The organism is Mucilaginibacter lutimaris (genome assembly GCF_042676625.1).
Lineage (GTDB): Bacteria > Bacteroidota > Bacteroidia > Sphingobacteriales > Sphingobacteriaceae > Mucilaginibacter > Mucilaginibacter lutimaris.
In genome coordinates this window covers 367,062-386,809 of record NZ_JBHTIA010000009.1, presented here as the reverse complement: position 1 = coordinate 386,809, position 19,748 = coordinate 367,062, and the positions used below count along the sequence as shown (strand labels likewise).

15 protein-coding genes are annotated in these 19,748 nt (G+C 43.4%); 5 read left to right on the top strand and 10 right to left on the bottom strand.

What is annotated here, in order from left to right:
* Window positions 1-71: 71 nt before the first annotated feature.
* Window positions 72-2,981, bottom strand: a complete 2,910-nt coding sequence (gene gcvP / locus ACFQZI_RS14375; RefSeq protein WP_377143590.1) for an aminomethyl-transferring glycine dehydrogenase — start codon at window positions 2,979-2,981, stop codon at window positions 72-74.
* A gap of 298 nt (window positions 2,982-3,279) precedes the next feature.
* Between gcvP and ACFQZI_RS14370 the strand changes: the two genes are divergently transcribed.
* Window positions 3,280-3,462, top strand: coding sequence for a hypothetical protein (locus ACFQZI_RS14370; protein ID WP_377143588.1), 183 nt, complete (start codon window positions 3,280-3,282; stop codon window positions 3,460-3,462).
* A 187-nt stretch (window positions 3,463-3,649) separates the two neighbouring features.
* The gene (locus ACFQZI_RS14365) at window positions 3,650-7,141 is read left to right on the top strand and encodes a gliding motility-associated C-terminal domain-containing protein (RefSeq protein WP_377143586.1); all 3,492 of its coding nucleotides are present in this window, start codon (window positions 3,650-3,652) and stop codon (window positions 7,139-7,141) included.
* On the opposite strand, the gene ACFQZI_RS14360 is transcribed toward ACFQZI_RS14365, so the two are convergent.
* The gene (locus tag ACFQZI_RS14360; protein WP_377143584.1) at window positions 7,138-7,854 is read right to left on the bottom strand and encodes a pyridoxine 5'-phosphate synthase; all 717 of its coding nucleotides are present in this window, start codon (window positions 7,852-7,854) and stop codon (window positions 7,138-7,140) included. The two genes, ACFQZI_RS14365 and ACFQZI_RS14360, sit on opposite strands and share 4 nt — an antisense overlap.
* Window positions 7,855-7,970: 116 nt before the next feature.
* Here ACFQZI_RS14360 and ACFQZI_RS14355 point away from each other — a divergent pair, with 116 nt between their 5' ends.
* Complete coding sequence (locus tag ACFQZI_RS14355) at window positions 7,971-8,156, top strand: hypothetical protein (protein ID WP_377143582.1); 186 nt, start codon at window positions 7,971-7,973, stop codon at window positions 8,154-8,156.
* Window positions 8,157-8,431: 275 nt separating this feature from the next.
* Here ACFQZI_RS14355 and ACFQZI_RS14350 read toward each other — a convergent pair whose 3' ends face one another.
* Complete coding sequence (locus ACFQZI_RS14350) at window positions 8,432-10,036, bottom strand: aminopeptidase P family protein (RefSeq protein WP_377143581.1); 1,605 nt, start codon at window positions 10,034-10,036, stop codon at window positions 8,432-8,434.
* A 132-nt stretch (window positions 10,037-10,168) separates the two neighbouring features.
* On the opposite strand from ACFQZI_RS14350, the gene ACFQZI_RS14345 reads away from it, so the two are divergent.
* On the top strand, window positions 10,169-10,573 hold the full coding sequence (locus ACFQZI_RS14345) for a DUF5655 domain-containing protein (RefSeq protein ID WP_377143579.1): 405 nt from the start codon (window positions 10,169-10,171) through the stop codon (window positions 10,571-10,573).
* Between the two features lie 489 nt (window positions 10,574-11,062).
* Here ACFQZI_RS14345 and ahcY read toward each other — a convergent pair whose 3' ends face one another.
* From ahcY to ACFQZI_RS14325, 4 genes are all read right to left on the bottom strand, one after another.
* Entirely contained in the window at window positions 11,063-12,379 is a 1,317-nt protein-coding gene (ahcY, locus tag ACFQZI_RS14340; protein WP_377143577.1) for an adenosylhomocysteinase, read from the bottom strand.
* Window positions 12,380-12,513: 134 nt separating this feature from the next.
* Window positions 12,514-12,900, bottom strand: coding sequence for a hypothetical protein (locus ACFQZI_RS14335; RefSeq protein WP_377143575.1), 387 nt, complete (start codon window positions 12,898-12,900; stop codon window positions 12,514-12,516).
* Window positions 12,901-13,083 (bottom strand): hypothetical protein, encoded by a 183-nt coding sequence (locus ACFQZI_RS14330; protein ID WP_377143573.1) that lies wholly within the window; start codon window positions 13,081-13,083, stop codon window positions 12,901-12,903.
* Window positions 13,084-13,217: 134 nt separating this feature from the next.
* Entirely contained in the window at window positions 13,218-14,069 is an 852-nt protein-coding gene (locus ACFQZI_RS14325; protein ID WP_377143571.1) for a peptidoglycan DD-metalloendopeptidase family protein, read from the bottom strand.
* Between the two features lie 212 nt (window positions 14,070-14,281).
* Between ACFQZI_RS14325 and ACFQZI_RS14320 the strand changes: the two genes are divergently transcribed.
* Window positions 14,282-14,692 (top strand): BrxA/BrxB family bacilliredoxin, encoded by a 411-nt coding sequence (locus ACFQZI_RS14320; RefSeq protein WP_191177382.1) that lies wholly within the window; start codon window positions 14,282-14,284, stop codon window positions 14,690-14,692.
* Window positions 14,693-14,814: 122 nt separating this feature from the next.
* Here the strand turns inward: ACFQZI_RS14320 and ACFQZI_RS14315 are convergent, their stop codons facing one another.
* From ACFQZI_RS14315 to ACFQZI_RS14305, 3 genes are read right to left on the bottom strand one after another with little or no spacing between them, the layout of a single operon-like run.
* Entirely contained in the window at window positions 14,815-15,447 is a 633-nt protein-coding gene (locus ACFQZI_RS14315) for a hypothetical protein (protein WP_377143569.1), read from the bottom strand.
* Window positions 15,448-15,451: 4 nt separating this feature from the next.
* Window positions 15,452-16,915 (bottom strand): serine hydrolase, encoded by a 1,464-nt coding sequence (locus tag ACFQZI_RS14310; protein ID WP_377143567.1) that lies wholly within the window; start codon window positions 16,913-16,915, stop codon window positions 15,452-15,454.
* Window positions 16,916-16,921: 6 nt separating this feature from the next.
* A complete protein-coding gene (locus ACFQZI_RS14305) occupies window positions 16,922-19,324 on the bottom strand; it encodes an ABC transporter permease (RefSeq protein ID WP_377143565.1) in 2,403 nt (800 codons plus the stop codon).
* Between the last annotated feature and the right edge of the window lie 424 nt (window positions 19,325-19,748).

Below are 19,748 nucleotides of genomic sequence, written 5' to 3'. Positions count from 1 at the left end.
CCTTAAACAAGGAGCCTTAATTTAGTTATTTATCTGCACATCCGCATATCCACACATATGCACATCTATTATCAAGTTCCGTATTCCGGCGTAGTTACTTCGCTCTCTTCAAATTCGTAATCGGTAAGCGGCGGACAAGAGCAAATTAATGTCCTGTCGCCATAAGTATCGTTTACACGACCAACCGACGGCCAGAATTTAAACTGTGCTACGTAAGGCAGCGGGTAAGCCGCTTTTTGGCGGGTGTATGGATGCTCCCATTCGTTACCGGTAATTACAGCTGCGGTATGTGGAGCATTTTTCAACGGGTTATCTAATTTATCAGATACGCCATTAGCTACATCTTCTATCTCACCACGAATAGAGATCATGGCATCACAGAAGCGGTCAAGCTCATGCTTTGGTTCAGATTCCGTTGGCTCCACCATTACCGTACCCGCAACCGGGAACGATACTGTTGGCGCATGGAAACCATAATCCATTAAACGTTTGGCAATATCAGTAACCTCAACACCAAAGGCTTTAAACGAGCGGCAGTCCAATATCATCTCGTGGGCACAACGGCCTTTTGTGCCGGTGTACAACACGCTGTAATGGTCTTTTAAGCGGGTTTTAATATAGTTAGCATTCAGGATAGCGTAACGGGTAGCATTTGTTAAACCTTCGCCGCCCATCATAGCGATATACGCGTGCGAGATAATTAAGATAGAGGCCGAACCCCATGGCGCGGCAGATACCGCGTGGATGGCTTTGCCATTATCAATATCTACAACCGCGTGGCCGGGTAAATAAGGCACTAAGTGCTTAGCTACACCAATTGGCCCCATGCCCGGGCCACCGCCGCCATGCGGGATACAGAATGTTTTGTGCAGATTAAGGTGACAAACATCAGCGCCAATATTGGCAGGGCTCGTAAGGCCTACCTGCGCGTTCATGTTAGCGCCATCCATATAAACCTGACCGCCATTAGCGTGAATGATCTCGCAGATCTCGATGATGCTTTCCTCAAACACACCATGTGTTGATGGGTAAGTTACCATTAAGCACGACAGTTCGTTCTTGTACTGCTCGGCTTTGGCTTTCATGTCGGCAACGTCAATGTTACCGGCGTCGTCACATTTTACAACCACAATCTTCATCCCTGCCATAGCAGCAGATGCAGGGTTGGTACCATGTGCCGATGAAGGGATCAAAGCGATGTTACGGTGGCTATCGCCCCTGTCGTTATGATAAGCGCGGATAACCATTAAGCCTGCGTACTCGCCCTGTGCACCTGCGTTTGGCTGTAAGCTCATGGCCGCGAAGCCGGTAATTTCACTTAACCATTTATTTAATTCATCAAACAGCTGCATGTAACCACCAACCTGGTCGGTTGGTGCAAATGGGTGCATTTTACTAAACTCCGCCCAGGTAACAGGTACCATTTCGGTAGTAGCGTTAAGCTTCATGGTACATGAGCCTAAGGCTATCATAGAATGACAAAGCGAAAGATCTTTAGCTTCTAAAGATTTGATGTAGCGCAGCATCTCGTGCTCAGAGTGGTGCGAATTAAACAAACCATGGGTTAGGTATGCAGATGTACGCTGTAGCTCTGCCGGGATAACACCTTCAACACTTTCTTTCAGGCTTTCGAAGTTGGAGTCGGCAAGGGTTTTGCCTTTAACCTTGGCAAAGAAACGTACAATGGTTTTAATATCCTCGGGTGATGTAGTTTCATCAATAGAGATAGTTGCCACCGTACCTTTATAGTTAAGGTTAAGCTCGTTATTCAGCGCCTCAGATTTTATAGGGCCGGCCAATGCGCCAAGCTCAACTTTAAGGGTATCAAAGTAGGTATCATTCAACTGCTCGTAACCTAATTCTTTTAAAGAATTAGAAAGCAAAACGGTTAACCCGTGGATGCGTTCGGCAATTAATTTTAAGCCTTGCGGGCCGTGGTATACGGCATACATACCGGCCATAATAGCCAGTAACGCCTGTGCGGTACAAATATTTGAGGTTGCTTTATCCCTGCGGATGTGCTGCTCGCGGGTTTGCAAAGCCATGCGCAGTGCATAATTCCCTGCGCTATCAATAGTTACCCCAATAATGCGGCCGGGGATAGAGCGTTTGTATTCTTCTTTAGTAGCAAAAAATGCCGCATGCGGGCCACCAAAGCCCATTGGTACACCAAAACGTTGCGTGCTGCCCACTACAATATCGGCACCCCACTCACCCGGAGGAGTAAGCAGTATAAGGCTCATAATATCGGCAACAACGGTTAGCTTAATGTTTTTGGCGTGCAGTGCGTTGGCGAAATCGGTATAGTTGTAAACCGCGCCGTTACCCGCCGGGTATTGCACCATGGCACCAAACATATCATCAGTTAGTTCGGTAGTAGCATGGTTGCCTATTTGCAGCTTAATACCATAAGGCTCGCTGCGGGTTTTTAAAATATCAATGGTTTGCGGGAAAACCTCTTCACTCACAAAGAAAACATTGGCAGCGGTGTTTTTACGCAGGCTGTACTGCATGAACATCGCCTCGGCAGCGGCGGTACCCTCGTCAAGTAACGATGCGTTTGCAATTTCCATCCCGGTAAGGTCTATTACCATTGTTTGGAAATTTAACAAAGCCTGTAAACGGCCCTGCGCAATTTCGGCCTGGTAAGGCGTGTACTGCGTGTACCATCCCGGGTTCTCGAGAATATTACGCTGTATTACACCAGGCACAATTACATCATAATAACCCTGGCCGATGTACGATTTAAATACCTTGTTTTTTGAAGCTGTTTGCTTAAGCGTATTCAGGTAGTCGAACTCGCTTTTTGCAGGCGGCAGGTTCAAAGGTTTTTTTAACCTTATTTTCGCCGGTACGGTCTCATCTATCAATTCATCAAGCGAATTTACACCGATGGTTTTTAGCATTTTATCGGTGTCTGCCTGGTTTGGCGCTATGTGCCTTTGCTGGAATTTTTCCTGGTAATCTATGTTCAGCTTCATTGAAATGGGTATCCCTTAAAATTTACCGCAAAGGTACAAATTAGCCACCGAATAACAATTGGGTAATACGATAGTGACACTGGTTTTACAGGAGCACTAATATGCCAGGAAATTATTCTTAAAATTATTATCTAACAATTTTTGTTTCTTAACAATTACATTTATATTGCCTAATAGATAATATAATACTCAATTACGCAAGGTATTAATTTAACAGAAACCAGCTATATAACCTTTAAGCCGTGGCGTAATGTAAACTTACACCCTCAACAACGGAAACTAATAACAACTAAATAACATGAAACAATTAACAAGAACTGAAATGAAAAATGTAAGCGGTGGTAAATTACCTCCCCCTCCAGGATGCTCATGCCAGGCCCCGCCACCACTGTTAACTTATGGCTGTACTTATACACCAAACCAAATACAATATTGCCAAACAGGGCAAGACCTGGTTTGCTGCACCGACCCTAACGCTTAAATAAGCGACTATTACTAATCAACAAAGACTATTTTACTGAGTGAAATAGTCTTTGTTGTTTAAAAAGGGCGATAGCGGCGGGAGGTTTCCAATTTGATTGCTCCCTTTTTGCAAGCGTTTTCTCTGAGTATAATGCGCTGGTTTCTTAAGGAATATATATCTTTACGGGGCCTACTTGTTTATGCTTTTGAAAAAACCTTTACTACTCATCACAATTTTATTTTTCTGCTGCCGGCTATGTTTGGGCGCTACTTTTACGGTTACCAGCAATGCCGATGCCGGGCCGGGAACCTTCCGCGAAGCCTTAATTAATGCAGCCGCCAACGGCACTGCAACGCAGGACATTATTGTTTTTGCACTGCCCGGATCGTTGGTGTCAGACCGTGTCATCAGGCTAAAAACCCAGTTGCCTTATGTTTCATCAAACCTAATTATCGACGGCACTACACAAACAGGTGCTGTTTTTGGCGTATCAGATGCGAGGATTATTATCGAGCCGGAAACATCACCTGCTTATTATAATGCTTTAACAATTTATGGCGATACTTTTAACAGCGGAAACGCTGCAAAAGATATTGAGATCTACGGCTTATATATCCGTAATTTTGCCAAAATAACAAGCATTGTTAACCCCGACATGGGGCAGGGATCGGGTATTGTAATTGTTGGGCAGGCTTCGGGCATAAAGATAGGGGCGCCCGGTAAAGGCAACGTTTTATGCGGGAATATCAACGGCATTGTAAACACAAGCAACTATTATGATATGTCGGTATCTGACATTCAGGTACAAAGTAATATTATTGGTTTGCTTGACGATGGCTTTACCGCGTCGTCCAATATAACCGGTATTAATTTAACACCAACTTTTACGGTAACTATTGGTGGCGCGGTGGCTAACATGGGCAATGTCATATCGGCAAACGTTACGGGCATAAATATCTCAAATAATTATTCTACCACCTTCATGGTTAATATCTTTATCCAAAACAATAAGATAGGGACCAACTTTGCAGGTACCGCCGACTTTAAAAATCTACCCATTTTTCAGCAAAGCGCATTCGTAAAAACCTACGGTATTTTACTTACCATCCCCCGGTCGGCTGTTGCTATTTATAACAACCTTATATCGGGCCAGCGTACCTACGGCGTATATATCGAGAACGCTGATTTTACTATGCGGGCCAACAAAATTGGCACAGATATTACCGGTACGCAAGACCTTGCTAATGGCGAGGGTATACATGCCGGCATAAATTCCAAAAGTAACATTGGGGGCCCTGACCCGGGCGACCCTAATATTATTGGTTTCAATACTTACGGCATCGAAGTATTAAACAGCGCCCATACCTTAATTAGCCGCAACAGCATTTTTTGTAATAAAGATTATGGCATTAATGTAAGCAGCTTTTATTATCAGGTGCCCTTTGTAAAGGTGATCAGCTTTAGCAGCAGTACGGTATCCGGCGTTGCTACGCCAAACTCAAAAATTGAATTGTTTTATGCTGATGCATGCGGTTACACCAACTGCCAGGGTAAAACTTACATCACCACGGTAAACGCTGATGCCAATGGCCAATGGACCTATAGCGGCACCATCAGCAGCCCGGTTGTTGCAACCGCTACCGATGCCAACAATAACACATCGCCATTTTCGTCGTTAGAAATTGCCGACAGCGATATTGAGGTTAAACAATTCACCTGTGCTTATAATGGCAGTGTTACTATTAAACCCGCTTTTAACGGCTTGCTATTCCACTGGGACAAAAAAGAACAGAACGGTACGTTAACCCCGATAGCCGATACTAAAAGTGTTGCCAATCTACAGCCCGGCACCTACCAGCTAACTGTACAATACCCAGGTGGCTGCCAAAAAAGCACAAGGTTGTTTATTATAAACGACCAGCGGATAAAAGTGCAGAACATTATACAGCCCACCCCGGAATGCCGGCAAAAGTTCTTCCCCGTTGATGTTAATTATCAGGGAGGTACCGGTAATGTTACCTTTACGTGGAAAAACATAGCGGGCGAGATAAAATCAACTTCTAAACAGGGCATTGTACCCGCCGGCACCTATACAGTAACCATTGCCGATGAGGCCGGATGTGAAGTTACCGCGGGCGCCTTTACCATTACGCCAAAACCAGGGCCCGATTACGACCTCTCTACCATGAATGTTGCTACAGCCCGTTGTGGCATTGCCGAGGGGTCTATTAAAGACATAACTACTTATGTAGGGATAGGAACATTAAGCTATCAGTGGTACGATAGCAATAACAACCCCCTTCCCGGTAAAACAAGCAAGGACCTTGTGGGCGTTAAAGGGGGATATTATAAACTTGAGTTAAGGGACCAAAGCCAGTGCAGCCCCTACTCTACTCCGTATATTCAAATTCAGGAAACCAATTCGGTTAATATCTCAGACGCGTTCAGGACGCCTGCCACCTGTGGCCTTAATAACGGCGCCATTCAAAACGTGTATGTAGATAATGCCGACTTTTTCCAGTGGACAGGACCAAACGGCCCTATCCCTACTACTCCGGCAAATTATCATAACATTGGCCCTCTTGCCGAAGGACAGTACACCCTGTACGCAAAAAACACTTTAACCGGCTGTGACAACAGCAGGACTTTTACAGTAGTAAGGCTACAGCCCGAAGTGTTTAGCTACAGTCAAAATATCATACCTGCTACCTGCGATTTAAATAACGGCAGCATCAGCCTGCAATTTAGTGGCAATATTATACCCCAGGCACTGCAATGGGTAGATGCAGGTAATACGCCGAGAGGAAACACAAACCAAATAACCGGGCTTGAGCCGGGCGTATACACCCTTATAACTACCGATAAGTATAACTGCCAAAATACGCTTGGTTCGTTCGAGGTAAAAAAAACCGCTTTGCTTGCTTTTGCGGCCACCAATAACCCCACGCCAACTGCCGATGAGTGTAACCAAAAACTTGGCCATATTGATGGCATTGCCGTTACGGGTGGTATTGCGCCTTACAACTACAAATGGACCAACGAAGTAACCGGGCAGCCGGTTGGTGGTAATACACCCTCATTAAACGGTATTGGCAAAGGCACCTACCGCCTTGTAGTTACCGATGCTACCCCTTGCGCCATCCCGCTTGTGGCAGAACATATTGAGGTTGACAACATACAATTTATTCCGGCGTCGCCGGTATTGACGGATAAGAGGATCTGCTCACCGGAGACTGTTAACCTCGCCGTAACCAACAAGATAGAGGGTAACTATAACCTGTATGCCACCGCAACATCTACACAACCTTTACAAAAAAGCACAAAGGGCTCTTTTAATATTGCTGTTGCCGAAACCAGCGATTACTACGTATCATACAACATTGGCACCTGCGAAAGCCTGCGCACCAAAGTACATGTAGAGGTGGTTTTAGTTGATGTAAAGTTTGGCAACGCGTTTACCCCTAACCAGGATGGCATTAACGATTACTGGAAGATAACCGGGTTAGAAAAATTCCCGGGTAGCATGGTACAGGTATTTACCAGGGGTGGTGTAAAAGTGTTCGAGTCGAAAGAGTACGCAAAACCTTTTGAGGGCAAACAAGGCGCTACCGAATTACCTGCAGGTGTATATTACTACATTATTAACCTCAATACACCTTGCGATCTGCTCTCGGGAAGCGTTACTATTATACGTTAAGCTAACTGGCGCAGGTACATCTGGATGGTGTTTTCCAATCCGTAATACAAGGCATCGCTTATCAGGGCGTGGCCTATGCTCACCTCATCTAAAGCAGGGATGTTCTGCGCAAAATACTGCAGGTTTTGCAGATCGAGGTCGTGCCCGGCGTTTATACCGAGGCCAAGTTTATGTGCCACTTCGGCGGCCTTTACGTATGGCGCAACAGCATCCTTTTTATTAATATGATATTGGTGCGCGTAAGCCTCGGTATAAAGTTCAATACGGTCGGTGCCGGTAGTGGCGGCTGCTTCTACCATTTCAATTACCGGGTCAACAAAAATTGACACACGGATCCCGGCATCTTTAAATACTTTTATAATATCCTTTAAATAGTCTTGGTTCTTAATAGTATCCCAGCCATGGTTTGATGTTATCTGCCCCAATGCGTCGGGCACCAGGGTAACCTGCTCGGGCTTGCTGGCCAAAACCAGGTCTACAAATTTTTGCTCCTGGCAATTACCCTCAATGTTAAACTCGGTAGTCACTATCTTTTTCAGGTTAAAAACGTCCTGGTAGCGTATGTGCCTTTCGTCGGGCCTGGGGTGTACGGTGATACCCTGCGCGCCAAAACGTTCGCAATCTTTAGCAACATTTACCAAATTGGGATTGTTGCCACCACGCGAGTTACGCAGTGTAGCTATTTTGTTGATGTTGACAGATAATCGGGCCATGGCTTACAGGAGTTATTTGGGCAAATATCACTATTACATCAACAACAATAAAACATATTTATGATTTAAGAACGTATATTTGAAAGAACGGGAACCTGAAATTAATAGATCATAACATGACCGGCACCTTAATTTTATCTCTTGTAGTAATTTTAACATCGTTGTATAAGAATGGATCGAACGTTTACAGATCTATTATCAACCGTGATTATGACAGATTGAAAGGCGCAGCCTTATTTTTAAGCTTAACCATCGCTGTATCAATATGGCAGGTTTGGTTCATCACACAAAACTGGCTTTAATAACACTTAACCCATGTTGTATTAAATGCTGTTGGTTACAACACCAGCAATGGCAGGAAACATATATCCAATCTGTCATTTAGAACGAGGTACGAGGAGAAATCTTCTAAACCATGCTAATCGCCGACTTTGCATATCTAAAAAGATTTATCTTCGATGAGCTCCTTACAGTCGGTTCTCGTCGCTGCGCTTGCCTCGAAATGACACAGGATCTGAAATTGACATTAAACAAGAAAGCCCCGATAGATCGGGGCTTTCTAATATAGTAGTTAATCCTATTTAAGCGGCGGGAATTTCGCACCGTCAAATATACTTTTTTCAGCGGCCATTTTCTCAACATCCTGCCATTTTCTTGGCGCGTCCAATGATAGTATGGTACCTTTATCTTTGCCTATCACCACATCATCTTCTATGCGCACGCCAATGTTCCACCATTTTTTATCGCATTTGCTACCTGCAGGTATATAAATGCCCGGCTCAACGGTGATAACCATGTTTTCTTCCAGGTTGCCCGCATATGAGCCTTTATCATGCACATCCAAACCCATGTGGTGCGACACACCATGCGGATAATAGGTACGTAATTCTTTTGCTTCTTTTATAATGCCCAGTTTAATTAGCCCTGCTGCCAGTACCTCGCCTGTTTTTGCCTCAAGCGAGCTATAAGGCACACCTGCTTTACAAAGTTTAAACACTTCTTCCTGTGCTTCATAAACTACTTGATAGATGGCTTTTTGCTCCTCAGTGAATTTGCCGGTAGGCGGAATAGTACGGGTAACATCGGCAGAATAACCATGATACTCCGACCCTACATCAAGCAATACTAACTGGTTATTTAAAACAGTTTCGTTGTTTTCTTCGTAATGCAAAATGCAGGCATTGGCGCCTACACCAACTATTGGCGGATACCCCTCGTCTTCGGCACCATATTTTTTATGAACATAAAGCAGTATTCCTTCCAGTTCGCGTTCGCTCATATTTGGTTTTACGGCGCGCATTACCTCGGCATGTGCAATTGACGATAGTTGTACCGATTTACTTAGCAAAGCCAGTTCCTCGGGTTGCTTAACACCGCGTAGGGCTGTTGTATACTCGTTAAAAAGCCCCGCATCGCCATATGTGGCTGCAATTTTGGCCTTAACGCTGGCTAAAGTAACCGAATCTGGTTTAGCCATTAATTCCTGAATGATAGCGCTGCTTTTATGTGCTTCATCATTAGCGCGGGGTTTTATGTAATTTATGATCTGAGGGAGGTTTGCCGGGCGGGCGTATTTGCTAATTATATCCAGGTCGGCCTTCAATCCTTTATCCACATCAACAATTCCTGCTTTAGTTTTGAACGCGCTGATCAATTTTTTAAGATCTCCGCTGGCATCCTCGTTCAAATCATCATAAATAACAGTTTTAAACTTCTTAAAGTCGATAGGGAACTTGGCAAACTCGCTGCTGTTGTAAACACGTTTAAAACCTAACTGGGTTTTACCGCCTTCTACACCCAGACGGCGGCCGGTCCACTGCTCGCGCTGCGGGTCGCGCTTGCGCACAAATAGCACTTCGTTATAGCTGGTGTCACCACTACCCTGTTGGTCTTTAAAGATCAGCAACGCAGCGTCCGGCTCTTTGTAACCCGAGAAATAGTACAAATCAGGGTTTTGATGAAAAACGTAATTTACATCGTTAGAGAAAACCTGCTCGGGATAAGCAAATATAACCGCTACCGAATTTGAAGGCATCAATTTACGCAATGCCTCGCGCCTGCCGGAATGAAATTCTTTAGTTAAATAATCTTTAGGGACGTTTTGAGTCTCCTGCGAAAAGGCCGTTACCGCGCCCAGGCATAAAGCTGCAGCCGCGATAAATTTTTTGTTGATCAGTTTCATTATGCTTAGGTGTTTAAAACCGGCATAAGTTACAAAAACTAAGTAGTTTTATTTCGGTATCTAAGCATAAAGTACATTGTAAAACTCAAAGCTTATATTTATATTATTTATACGGATAAACTAACAAGCGCAATGCCATATACTTGCCCCAAATGCGACCGTGAATTAACCCGCGAAAGCCAGTGGCACCACTGTGCCCGTATAAACCTCGACGATCTTTTTAAAGGCAAATCGCCCGAGCTGGTGCTCACGTTTGATAAACTCCTTGCCGAGGTTTCCGACTGGCCCGATGTATTGGTAGGCGTTACGCCTAATTGCGTCACCTTTGTGCACAGGCAAACCTTCTTTGTTATACGCCCTATGCAAAAAGCTTTAGATCTTAAGTTTTATTCATCTGCAGAGATCAAACAACCACCTGTTATTAAAAGCACAGCGTCGGGCAAAAAACGCTTTGAGAACCACATCAGGCTGGGTGATGTGAGTGAGTTACGGCCGCAGTTGTTTGCGTGGGTGAGGGAGAGTTGGGAAATGTTGTAATGCAAACATCCCAGCCTGCTTTAGTTGGGATGCTTATTTGCAATATACTTTAATTAGTACACACAAATTTTTTGCATGCAGCTTGCCGACGAAAAGGGGCAGTGCACGAGTGTGCAGGATTCTGCACCGGCGGGACAATCGCTAACTGTTTCGCATTGATTATTGCATTTAGTACCACAATCAATACCGCCTGTAACTCTCCTCATTTCGGCACGGTTAAGTTTTTTAAATTTTTCCATGTTTTTAATTGTTTAGTTAGGTTAAATATTGCTTTAAGTTAATCATATCTACACAAAACAACAACAAGTTACCCTTAGAAATTATTGTTTAACAAAAAAGGGATACAGCCTAAAGCTATATCCCTTTTAATATGTATTGGTGGCGCAACTGTGTCAGTAGTTCAGAACCAAAGCTGCTGATGATAAGCAATTTGCAAAAAACAGGCTGGTTGTGCAAACGTGAACATGAACACAGAGCGTCATTTTTGGCTTAGTAGCGGTAGTACTCCGGTTTAAACGGACCTTCTACTGTAACACCTATGTACTCGGCCTGGTCCTGATCTAAAACTTCCAGTTCAACACCAATTTTTTCTAAGTGTAAACGGGCAACTTTTTCGTCGAGGTGTTTAGGCAGGGTGTAAACTTCGTTCTTGTAAGCCGCGCCGTTTGTCCAAAGCTCAATTTGAGCCAAAGTTTGGTTGGTGAATGAGTTACTCATTACAAAGCTTGGGTGGCCGGTAGCACAACCCAAGTTAACCAAACGGCCTTCTGCTAAAACAATAACGTCTTTACCGTCGATGGTGTATTTATCAACCTGTGGTTTAATTTCAATTTTTGAGCTGCCATAAGCGCTGTTTAACCAGGCCATGTCTATCTCGTTATCGAAGTGGCCTATGTTACAAACAATGGCCTTATCCTTCAACGCGCGGAAGTGCTCTTCGCGAACGATGTTTTTGTTACCTGTAGCGGTAACAACAATATCAGCTTCTTTAATAGCTGTACCCAGTTTCTTCACCTCAAAACCTTCCATAGCTGCCTGTAAAGCACAGATAGGGTCAATTTCGGTAACGATAACACGTACGCCCGAGTTACGAAGCGAATCTGCAGAACCTTTACCCACATCACCGTAACCACAAACAACAGCAACTTTACCTGCCATCATCACATCGGTAGCACGGCGGATAGCGTCAACCAACGATTCGCGGCAACCATACTTGTTATCAAATTTAGATTTGGTAACCGAGTCGTTTACGTTAATAGCAGGCATTGGTAAAGTACCCGCTTTCATACGCTCGTATAAACGGTGTACACCGGTAGTGGTCTCTTCAGATAAACCTTTTATCTCGCCTATCAATTCAGGGTAACGGTCTAAAACCATATTGGTTAGATCGCCGCCATCATCCAAAATCATGTTTAATGGTTTGCGGTCTTCGCCAAAGAAAAGGGTTTGCTCAATACACCAGTCAAACTCCTGCTCGTTCATACCTTTCCAGGCGTAAACTGACGTACCCGCGGCAGCAATAGCAGCAGCAGCGTGGTCTTGTGTAGAGAATATATTACATGACGACCAGGTAACTTCGGCACCCAGTTCGATCAAAGTTTCAATTAAAACGGCAGTTTGGATGGTCATGTGTAAACAACCTGCAATACGCGCGCCTTTTAATATTTGCAACGGCCCGTACTCTTTACGTAAAGCCATCAAACCAGGCATTTCTGCCTCGGCCAATTCAATCTCCTTACGGCCCCACTCGGCCAGTGAAAAATCTTTCACTTTATACTTAACGTATCCAGTTTCTACTGTCGACATATTTTTAATTTTTTTGAAAGGCAAAAGTAGTGAATATAAATATTTTAATGAAATAGGATGCAATAACATTACCCGGTAATTGCACAACTAAAGGCGATAATATTGTTTACAAACAGGGTTTAATGTAAGCCTTACTAAGTACTGATTCTTTTGGTAGAGAATTCATCGCTGGCGAAAACCAAAAACAGTAGCATAATTGCCATGGCAAACGCCCAGAAAAGGTTAAAGGCAAATAAGAACTGATCGCTGTTACTGCGTGCTTCGCCACCAAAAAATGGGTACAACATAACGCAGGCGAACGTAAGGCAATAAACTGCCGTGAAGATTATTAAATAGCGGATTTTGAAGGATAATTGCCTGTTATAAACCATCATTAAAAAACCAGCAATGCCTAAATACTGGCAAATATCCTTCAGGTTACTCATTTGAATGTAGTATAACCCGTTATGGGTACCCTGTATTAAAAAATTATACCCAACGCGGGTTAGTATTATCCAAAAACAAAGTATCCCTATTTTCATTTACGCGCACGGGGTAAAGTAGCCATCTTTGTCGCAATCGCCGCAACGGCCTACGTGGTCTGCCTCGCAACGTTCTTTGGGAGTTAGATCTGACAGAGCTCCTTTTATTTGTTTCATAGATTCGCGTGATAAACGACCGGTCTGACCTTCGTTTACAGGCTGATTTTTCAGGTAATTTTCCATTTCAGTAAAATTAGATTTGGTTAGCTAATATAAGTATTTATTACTAATACAAAATAATCTGCCAAAAGGTTTATTAGCTGTTAAGGTATTTATTTAAAACGGAATACAACCTTACAAAAAGCGTATAAACCGTATTACATATTTAAGCTTAAATATTGTTTTGGGTTAACCGGATGCCCATCCTTACGGATCTCATAATGCAAATGCGGCCCTGTTGAGCGGCCCGTCGAACCCACCTTACCTATCAGGTCGCCTACGGTTACACGCTGGCCTTCTTTCACATTAATTTTTGATAAGTGGCCGTACCATGTTTCGATATTATTGGCATGGCGTATTTTGATGCAATTGCCATAACCGCCGGCCTTACCTGCAAACACAACCTTACCACTTGCTGTACATTTAACCGGGTCGCCGCGATGACCGGAGAAATCAATACCGGGGTGGAACTCGCGCCCGCCAAAATCAAAAGGGTTACCGCGCGAGCCAAAAAACGAAGTAAATGAGCTTAACCTGGGGTAGCCCATTGGCACATAGGCAATGTTGTTTACCAGCTTATCCAGATAATTACTAAAGTCCGAATATAGCCTGGTGTCGCTTTTAGGCTTTTCGCCAACATTAAGCTTTCTGAAAGATAAACTGCGCAAACCCCGTTTGCTCATGTAATTATTTATGGTTTTAAGCTTTGCCTGTATATCTTGTATGTATGATACTGCCTTGCTGCGGTTGCCCTCTTTCTCAGCATTTATAAGCAATGCATCCTGCGATTCTTTGTCTAACTGACCCTGCAATGCAGCAATTTGCGATTGGAGGCGGCTGTTTTCCTGCCTTTGCTCTAAAGTTTTTGTACTTAAGCGCGCTATAGCCGTCATCAACACCATCACCACTATAAGTACTGCCGCTACGGTTACTTTTAACGAATTAAAATGCCTGGCTTTTACTTGTACAACACGTGGCTGAGGGTTATTTTTTTTCGTAATAATTCCCATACCTAAATCTTTAATTTTAAGTTTATTCTATAGTTTTAATTAGGGTTAAAACATTAAGGATGCAATATAGCAATCGCCGTTATAAATTCCTGCTCACTACCCCTGTTCGCTATTATAACGGAAACGTCAATTATTACGGATTATTCTAAACAAGGGTTGTTTTTATTTTGAATTTGGTATTTTTGTGTTGAAAATAAGCGAAGTAAAAAATTATGTATCCAGAATATTTAGTTGCCCCAATGAGGGAAGAATTAACCAAAGTTGGTTTCGAAGAGTTAAAAGATGCTGATGCAGTTAACGCGGCTATTAAAAGCGAAGGAACTGTATTTGTAATGGTAAATTCGGTTTGTGGTTGCGCGGCAGCTAACGCACGCCCTGCAGCGCGCGCCGCAGCAGCTAACGAAAAACACCCCGACCGCCTGGTTACTGTTTTTGCAGGTATGGAAACCGAAGCTGTTAACGCTGCACGTAACCTGATGCTGCCTTATCCGCCGTCATCACCGTCAATGGCTTTGTTTAAAGATGGTAAATTGGTTCACATTATAGAGCGCCACCAGATCGAGGGCCGCCCTGCGCAGATGATCGCGGATAACCTTATTGGCGCGTTTGAGCAATATTGTTAATTAGAATCAAGACTATTAGAGTCAAGAATCAAGACAGAAGAATGTTAAAATCCGGTGCATAAATTATACCGGATTTTTTGTTCGTTATTGTTTCGGTCTTAATTCTTGATTCTCGGCTCTCTTTATTTCGCGTCTGTAATTTTAAGGTTCTTCCAGCCGCCGGGCGAGCCGTTGCCAACCCAGTAGCCAATTTTGGTACCGCCTGTATTTACAAGGGGCTCAACCTTTAGCACCGCTTTAGATACGCCGTTCACAAATACCTCAACACTTTTTGGGCTAACAGTAATGCGGGCATGAAACCAGCCATTGGGGTTAGGCGCAGGAATAACCGCCTGCTCGTATTTATTCGGGAACCTCTCGCGCAGAACAGGCCAGTCGTATTTTGGCGATGCCATGTATTGCACACCATGACTTTTACGTACCGCATCTTCGGCTAAAAAGTTGAACGGCCTAAAGTAAACGCATTCGTATGTACTGTCACTCAATCCGTGGTAGGCAATACCTACAAAACTACCCTGCAACTTATCGTTCCCTTTTACATCAAACTCTATGGTGCCATAGTTAAATTGCCTGTTATTGATCCACGCGAAACCGGCGTTATCAGCCTCATCGAGATGCAAACTACCATCTGTACCAAAAGTTAGGTGGCGGTTGACAACTGTGAATTTATCCGCGCCGGGTGGACTTATTTGTGCAAAGCAGCTTAACGTACAAAAACATATTGCTGCTAAAAATACTGCCTTATATATTCTCATCGGATTACTCAATTTTTTTAGCATCGTGCGCGCCACCCTGGTATATTCTGCAAGTGATTACTTGCCCTTTTTCGTTTTTAATAAATTCTATCTCAACCGGCACCGTTTTCAAAAAGAATTTATTCTGCGTTTCGGCAAAAAGGTCAAGTTTACCCTGCCCCGTAGCTTGTCCAAATAATTTGTTGCCCTCGCGGGTAATATAGAGGATTCGGCCAGGGTTCATTTCGTACTTACCCACATATGTTTGCAAAACAGCGCTATCAACAGCTACTTCCTTGTAAACTTTAGAATGATACAAACCCTTAAAGTTATAAACCTTGGCTACGCTGTTTATGATCTCGTTCATAATACCGCCATCATCAGAGTTAACCATCACAACTACCCCGTTACCGCCCTCTAAACTGCCATAGTACTGGCACCTGAAACCTTCGTTTGCACCACCATGTTCAAAATACTTTGTGCCATCCATATCGTTTATAAAAACGCCAAGCGCTGCTGATTTATCCATATAAGGTGTAAGCCTTAATTTGGTATTGGCCTGGTTAAGCGCCTTGCCCGATTTGCCTTGTAAGGCCAATTGGGTTTCAATAATATATTTCGACAGGTCAGTAGGGTTGGTCCACAACCCGGCGGCGGCTTGTTCGGGGTAAATATTGTATTTACTCTTCATTTCGCTGCCATTACCACGGTATCCTTTAGCTAATAGTTCGGGCTTTGTATCAACGGGTGGCTGTTGGTAAGTACTACCGGTCATCCCCATTGGTTTCAGCACATTCTGATACATATACTTATCATAAGGCTGATGTGTTATATCCATTAATATCAGTTGCGATATAGTGATGCCGCCTCCCGAATACTCGGACCGTAAACCCGGGGCAAACATAGAGCGGATGGGGTCAGAATTAGCTGGCTTGGTTCCGTTCAATATCTGCACAATGGTTGGTACGCTATCCTTATTGTTATAACCTTCAAAGCCATGCACATTTGTGCCCGCTGTATGGCTAAGCAAGTTCTTTATATTAATGATCTTACCCTTCGCAACTGTATCATAAGGAAATTTCCAGGTGGTTAAATATTGGTTTATATCTTTATCCTGATCCAGCTTACCATCCTGCACCAGTTTCAATATACCAACACCGTTTAACGACTTACTTATTGATGCCGCCTGGAAGAGCGTTTTATTGGTAGCGGGTATCTTTTTTGCCGCATCGGCCCAACCATAAGCTTTTGCCCATTCCATTTTATAATTACGAATAACCGCCACACTAACACCATTCAGTTTATAATGCTCCATCCGCTCTTGAATGGACCATGATGGTTCCCCTTCTACCCGGATTGGCCCTACCAGGTTATTTTCTACAAGTCGGATATTTTTCTGAATAGTATCATTTGCAGATGTTTGTGCATTTGCAAATGATGTGGCTGTCATTAACAGCAATAGTAAAGCATGTTTAATTTTGTTCATCATATAATACTATTCTGTTTTTAAACTCTTTACCGGGTTTGTAAGCGCAGCCTTTATACTTTGGTAACTAACGGTTAAAATGGTGATGCCTATGGCCCCTGCGGCTGTAAGTACAAAAACCCACCACGAAAGCTCGGTATGGTATTTATAGTCCTGTAGCCAGCCGTTCATAAAATAATAAGCTGTTGGGATAGCTATAATTAAAGAGATTCCCACAAGGATAATAAAGTCGGTCGACATCAATTTCCAAAGATTAAATACCGATGCGCCCAGCACTTTACGTACACCTATTTCTTTAATGCGTTGTTCGGCCATAAAGGATGCCATGCCGAACAAGCCCATACAACTTATAAAAATTGCCAACAGCGTAAAAAAGCCTGCCAGTTTACCAACACGCTCTTCGTTGGCGAATTTTTGAGCGTACTCCTCATCAGTAAACTTATAATTGAACGGGCTGCCTGGATCGTATTGTTTAAAAACAGCTTCTATCTTTGTAAGCGCTTCATGGGTGCTTTTCTTAGGATTCAATCTCAGGCTGATGGTACCTTCGGGGCCGTTAGCCAACGTAAAGATGGATGGCTTAACCGGTTCGTATGGCGACGACATCACCATATCTTTTACCACGCCTATTATTTTATATTTGGTCCCCCAATCTATGATCTCACCTGTGGCGTGTTTAAAATTCATAAACTTCGCGGCAGATTCATTAATGATCATAGCGGTGGAATCACTCACATATTCGCGCGAAAAATCACGGCCCTCAAGCAATGTCCATCCGGCAACCTTACCATACTCGGGTGTTAGCCTGATGGTGGCAAAGTCGTCCTGCAGCCCCGGGGCTTTACCGCGCCAGTTAAGCCCGCTATTATTTGAATACACGCCTGTTAGCGGGCTATTGCTTTCGGCCATTTCCATGATGACACCGCTTTGCAGCAGGTCATTACGCACGGCGGTAAAGTTTTTATGGATATCGTCCGATTTCATGCCTACCTGTACCAATCCGGTGCGGTCATAACCTACCGGCCTGTTCTTAGTAAATTGCACCTGCCTGAAAACGATAATAGTGCCGATGATAAGTGTTGCCGATACAAAAAACTGTAATACTACCAATACTTTGCGTGGCAGTGCCGCGTACCTTCCTGCCTTAAACGTACCTTTTAATACCTTAACCGGCTGAAATGATGACAAATAGAAGGCCGGGTAACTTCCTGCTATAATACCTGTAAATAAGGCAAAGCCTAACCCCATTACCCAAAACAACGGGTTAGACCATAATATGGCTACCGTTTTAGAGGCAACCTGGTTAAACCAGGGCAGTATAAGCAGTACCAGTACGATAGATAATATAAACGCGAAGCACGAAACCATTAACGATTCACTGAAAAACTGGCCTATTAACTGGCTGCGTAACGAGCCTACCGTTTTGCGGATGCCTACCTCCTTAGCCCGTTTCTCGGAACGGGCGGTGCTGAGGTTCATAAAATTGATGCACGCCAGTAACAGCACAAATACACCAATAATACCAAACAGCCATACAAATTGTATGGCACCACCGGTATTTACACCGTTTTTAAATTCGGAGTAGAGGTGCCATTTGTTCATAGGGTTTAAAAACACCACAGGTTTGGCAGCCGCGCCTACCGAATCGCCCTGGGCCTGGATGTTTTTACGTTTTATTGGCGCTATGCGTTTATCAACGGTATTTATGTCAGCATGATCATTTAACTGTGCGAATAGCTGAAACGAATTGTTGCCCCACCTTGTAGCCGCACGTTGAAGCCAATCCTGGGTGGTCATGTAAAAGTCCCATGGCACAATGATGTTCACCTCATTCAGAGAAGAATTATGCGGGATGTCTTCATAAACCCCGGTTACTTTTAGCAGTTGTTTATTATCTATCTTGATGGTTTTATCCATCGGGTCGGCATTACCAAAGAGGGCTTTAGCTGTTTTGGCCGATAGAAGTATAGACGAAGGGTCTTTAAGCCCGCCGCGTGTGCCCTTAATCATTTTTAGCGTAAGCATTTCCGGCGCTTCGGGCTGCATGAAGTTGCCGGTCTCGGTTATCTTTTTATCCCCAATTGCAAGTATGTGCTCAAATGTCCAGCTGGACAACACCATGTATTTAAAGTCTTTGCCCTTACCGGTATAATCGTTACGCAGGGTGGTACCCAAAGGGATGGGTATAGCGGTTTGACTAAATATAGTGCCATTGAAGGTTTGATGCTGCCAAACCTGTACTATCTTATTGTGATTATCAAAACTTTTATCGTAAGACAGCTCATCCCAGATCCATAAACCAATAAGCATGGCCACAGCCATACCAACCGACAAGCCTGTTACATTGATAAACGTATGCGCTTTGTTTTTCGTGAGATTGCGCCACGAAATTTTAAGATAGTTTTTTAGCATGATAGTTAAGTTTAGTTGGCAATATGTAGCAAGCAAGCTTGCTACAAGCACAATAATATAACATACGTGCCAAAATCGCAACTTATTAATTATCAATTATTTATAATAAAACACTTTTGGTTAACTGTTCACAATCGGACGGTGTGGTGTTCGGTTATAAACGGGTAAGTGACTGACTGTTAATTAACCATAAAGTCGACGAATTAAAAAATCCTAAGATCATAAGCTTTAAAACTTAAGCATATGATTCTCACATCTGGCCGGTTAAGTAACCATATAAAAAAATAGTACTTAGAAAATATCCTAACATAACGAGTAGAATAAACAAGCTGTGGTTAAACCTTCCTAAAGGATGTTTTCGAATAAGAAACAGATATCTTTTCCGCCAAAATATTAAATAGTAGTTTATGATGTAAATGGATAT

Excerpts from the sequence above, each read along its gene's own strand:
- ACFQZI_RS14320 (WP_191177382.1), top strand. The coding sequence starts at position 14,282 with ATGTATCCAGAATATTTAGTTGCCCCAATGAGGGAAGAATTAACCAAA.
- gcvP (WP_377143590.1), bottom strand. The coding sequence starts at position 2,981 with ATGAAGCTGAACATAGATTACCAGGAAAAATTCCAGCAAAGGCACATA.
- ahcY (WP_377143577.1), bottom strand. The coding sequence starts at position 12,379 with ATGTCGACAGTAGAAACTGGATACGTTAAGTATAAAGTGAAAGATTTT.
- ACFQZI_RS14345 (WP_377143579.1), top strand. The coding sequence starts at position 10,169 with ATGCCATATACTTGCCCCAAATGCGACCGTGAATTAACCCGCGAAAGC.
- ACFQZI_RS14355 (WP_377143582.1), top strand. The coding sequence starts at position 7,971 with ATGACCGGCACCTTAATTTTATCTCTTGTAGTAATTTTAACATCGTTG.
- ACFQZI_RS14360 (WP_377143584.1), bottom strand. The coding sequence starts at position 7,854 with ATGGCCCGATTATCTGTCAACATCAACAAAATAGCTACACTGCGTAAC.
- ACFQZI_RS14315 (WP_377143569.1), bottom strand. The coding sequence starts at position 15,447 with ATGAGAATATATAAGGCAGTATTTTTAGCAGCAATATGTTTTTGTACG.
- ACFQZI_RS14370 (WP_377143588.1), top strand. The coding sequence starts at position 3,280 with ATGAAACAATTAACAAGAACTGAAATGAAAAATGTAAGCGGTGGTAAA.
- ACFQZI_RS14350 (WP_377143581.1), bottom strand. The coding sequence starts at position 10,036 with ATGAAACTGATCAACAAAAAATTTATCGCGGCTGCAGCTTTATGCCTG.
- ACFQZI_RS14335 (WP_377143575.1), bottom strand. The coding sequence starts at position 12,900 with ATGAAAATAGGGATACTTTGTTTTTGGATAATACTAACCCGCGTTGGG.
- ACFQZI_RS14310 (WP_377143567.1), bottom strand. The coding sequence starts at position 16,915 with ATGATGAACAAAATTAAACATGCTTTACTATTGCTGTTAATGACAGCC.
- ACFQZI_RS14305 (WP_377143565.1), bottom strand. The coding sequence starts at position 19,324 with ATGCTAAAAAACTATCTTAAAATTTCGTGGCGCAATCTCACGAAAAAC.
- ACFQZI_RS14330 (WP_377143573.1), bottom strand. The coding sequence starts at position 13,083 with ATGGAAAATTACCTGAAAAATCAGCCTGTAAACGAAGGTCAGACCGGT.
- ACFQZI_RS14325 (WP_377143571.1), bottom strand. The coding sequence starts at position 14,069 with ATGGGAATTATTACGAAAAAAAATAACCCTCAGCCACGTGTTGTACAA.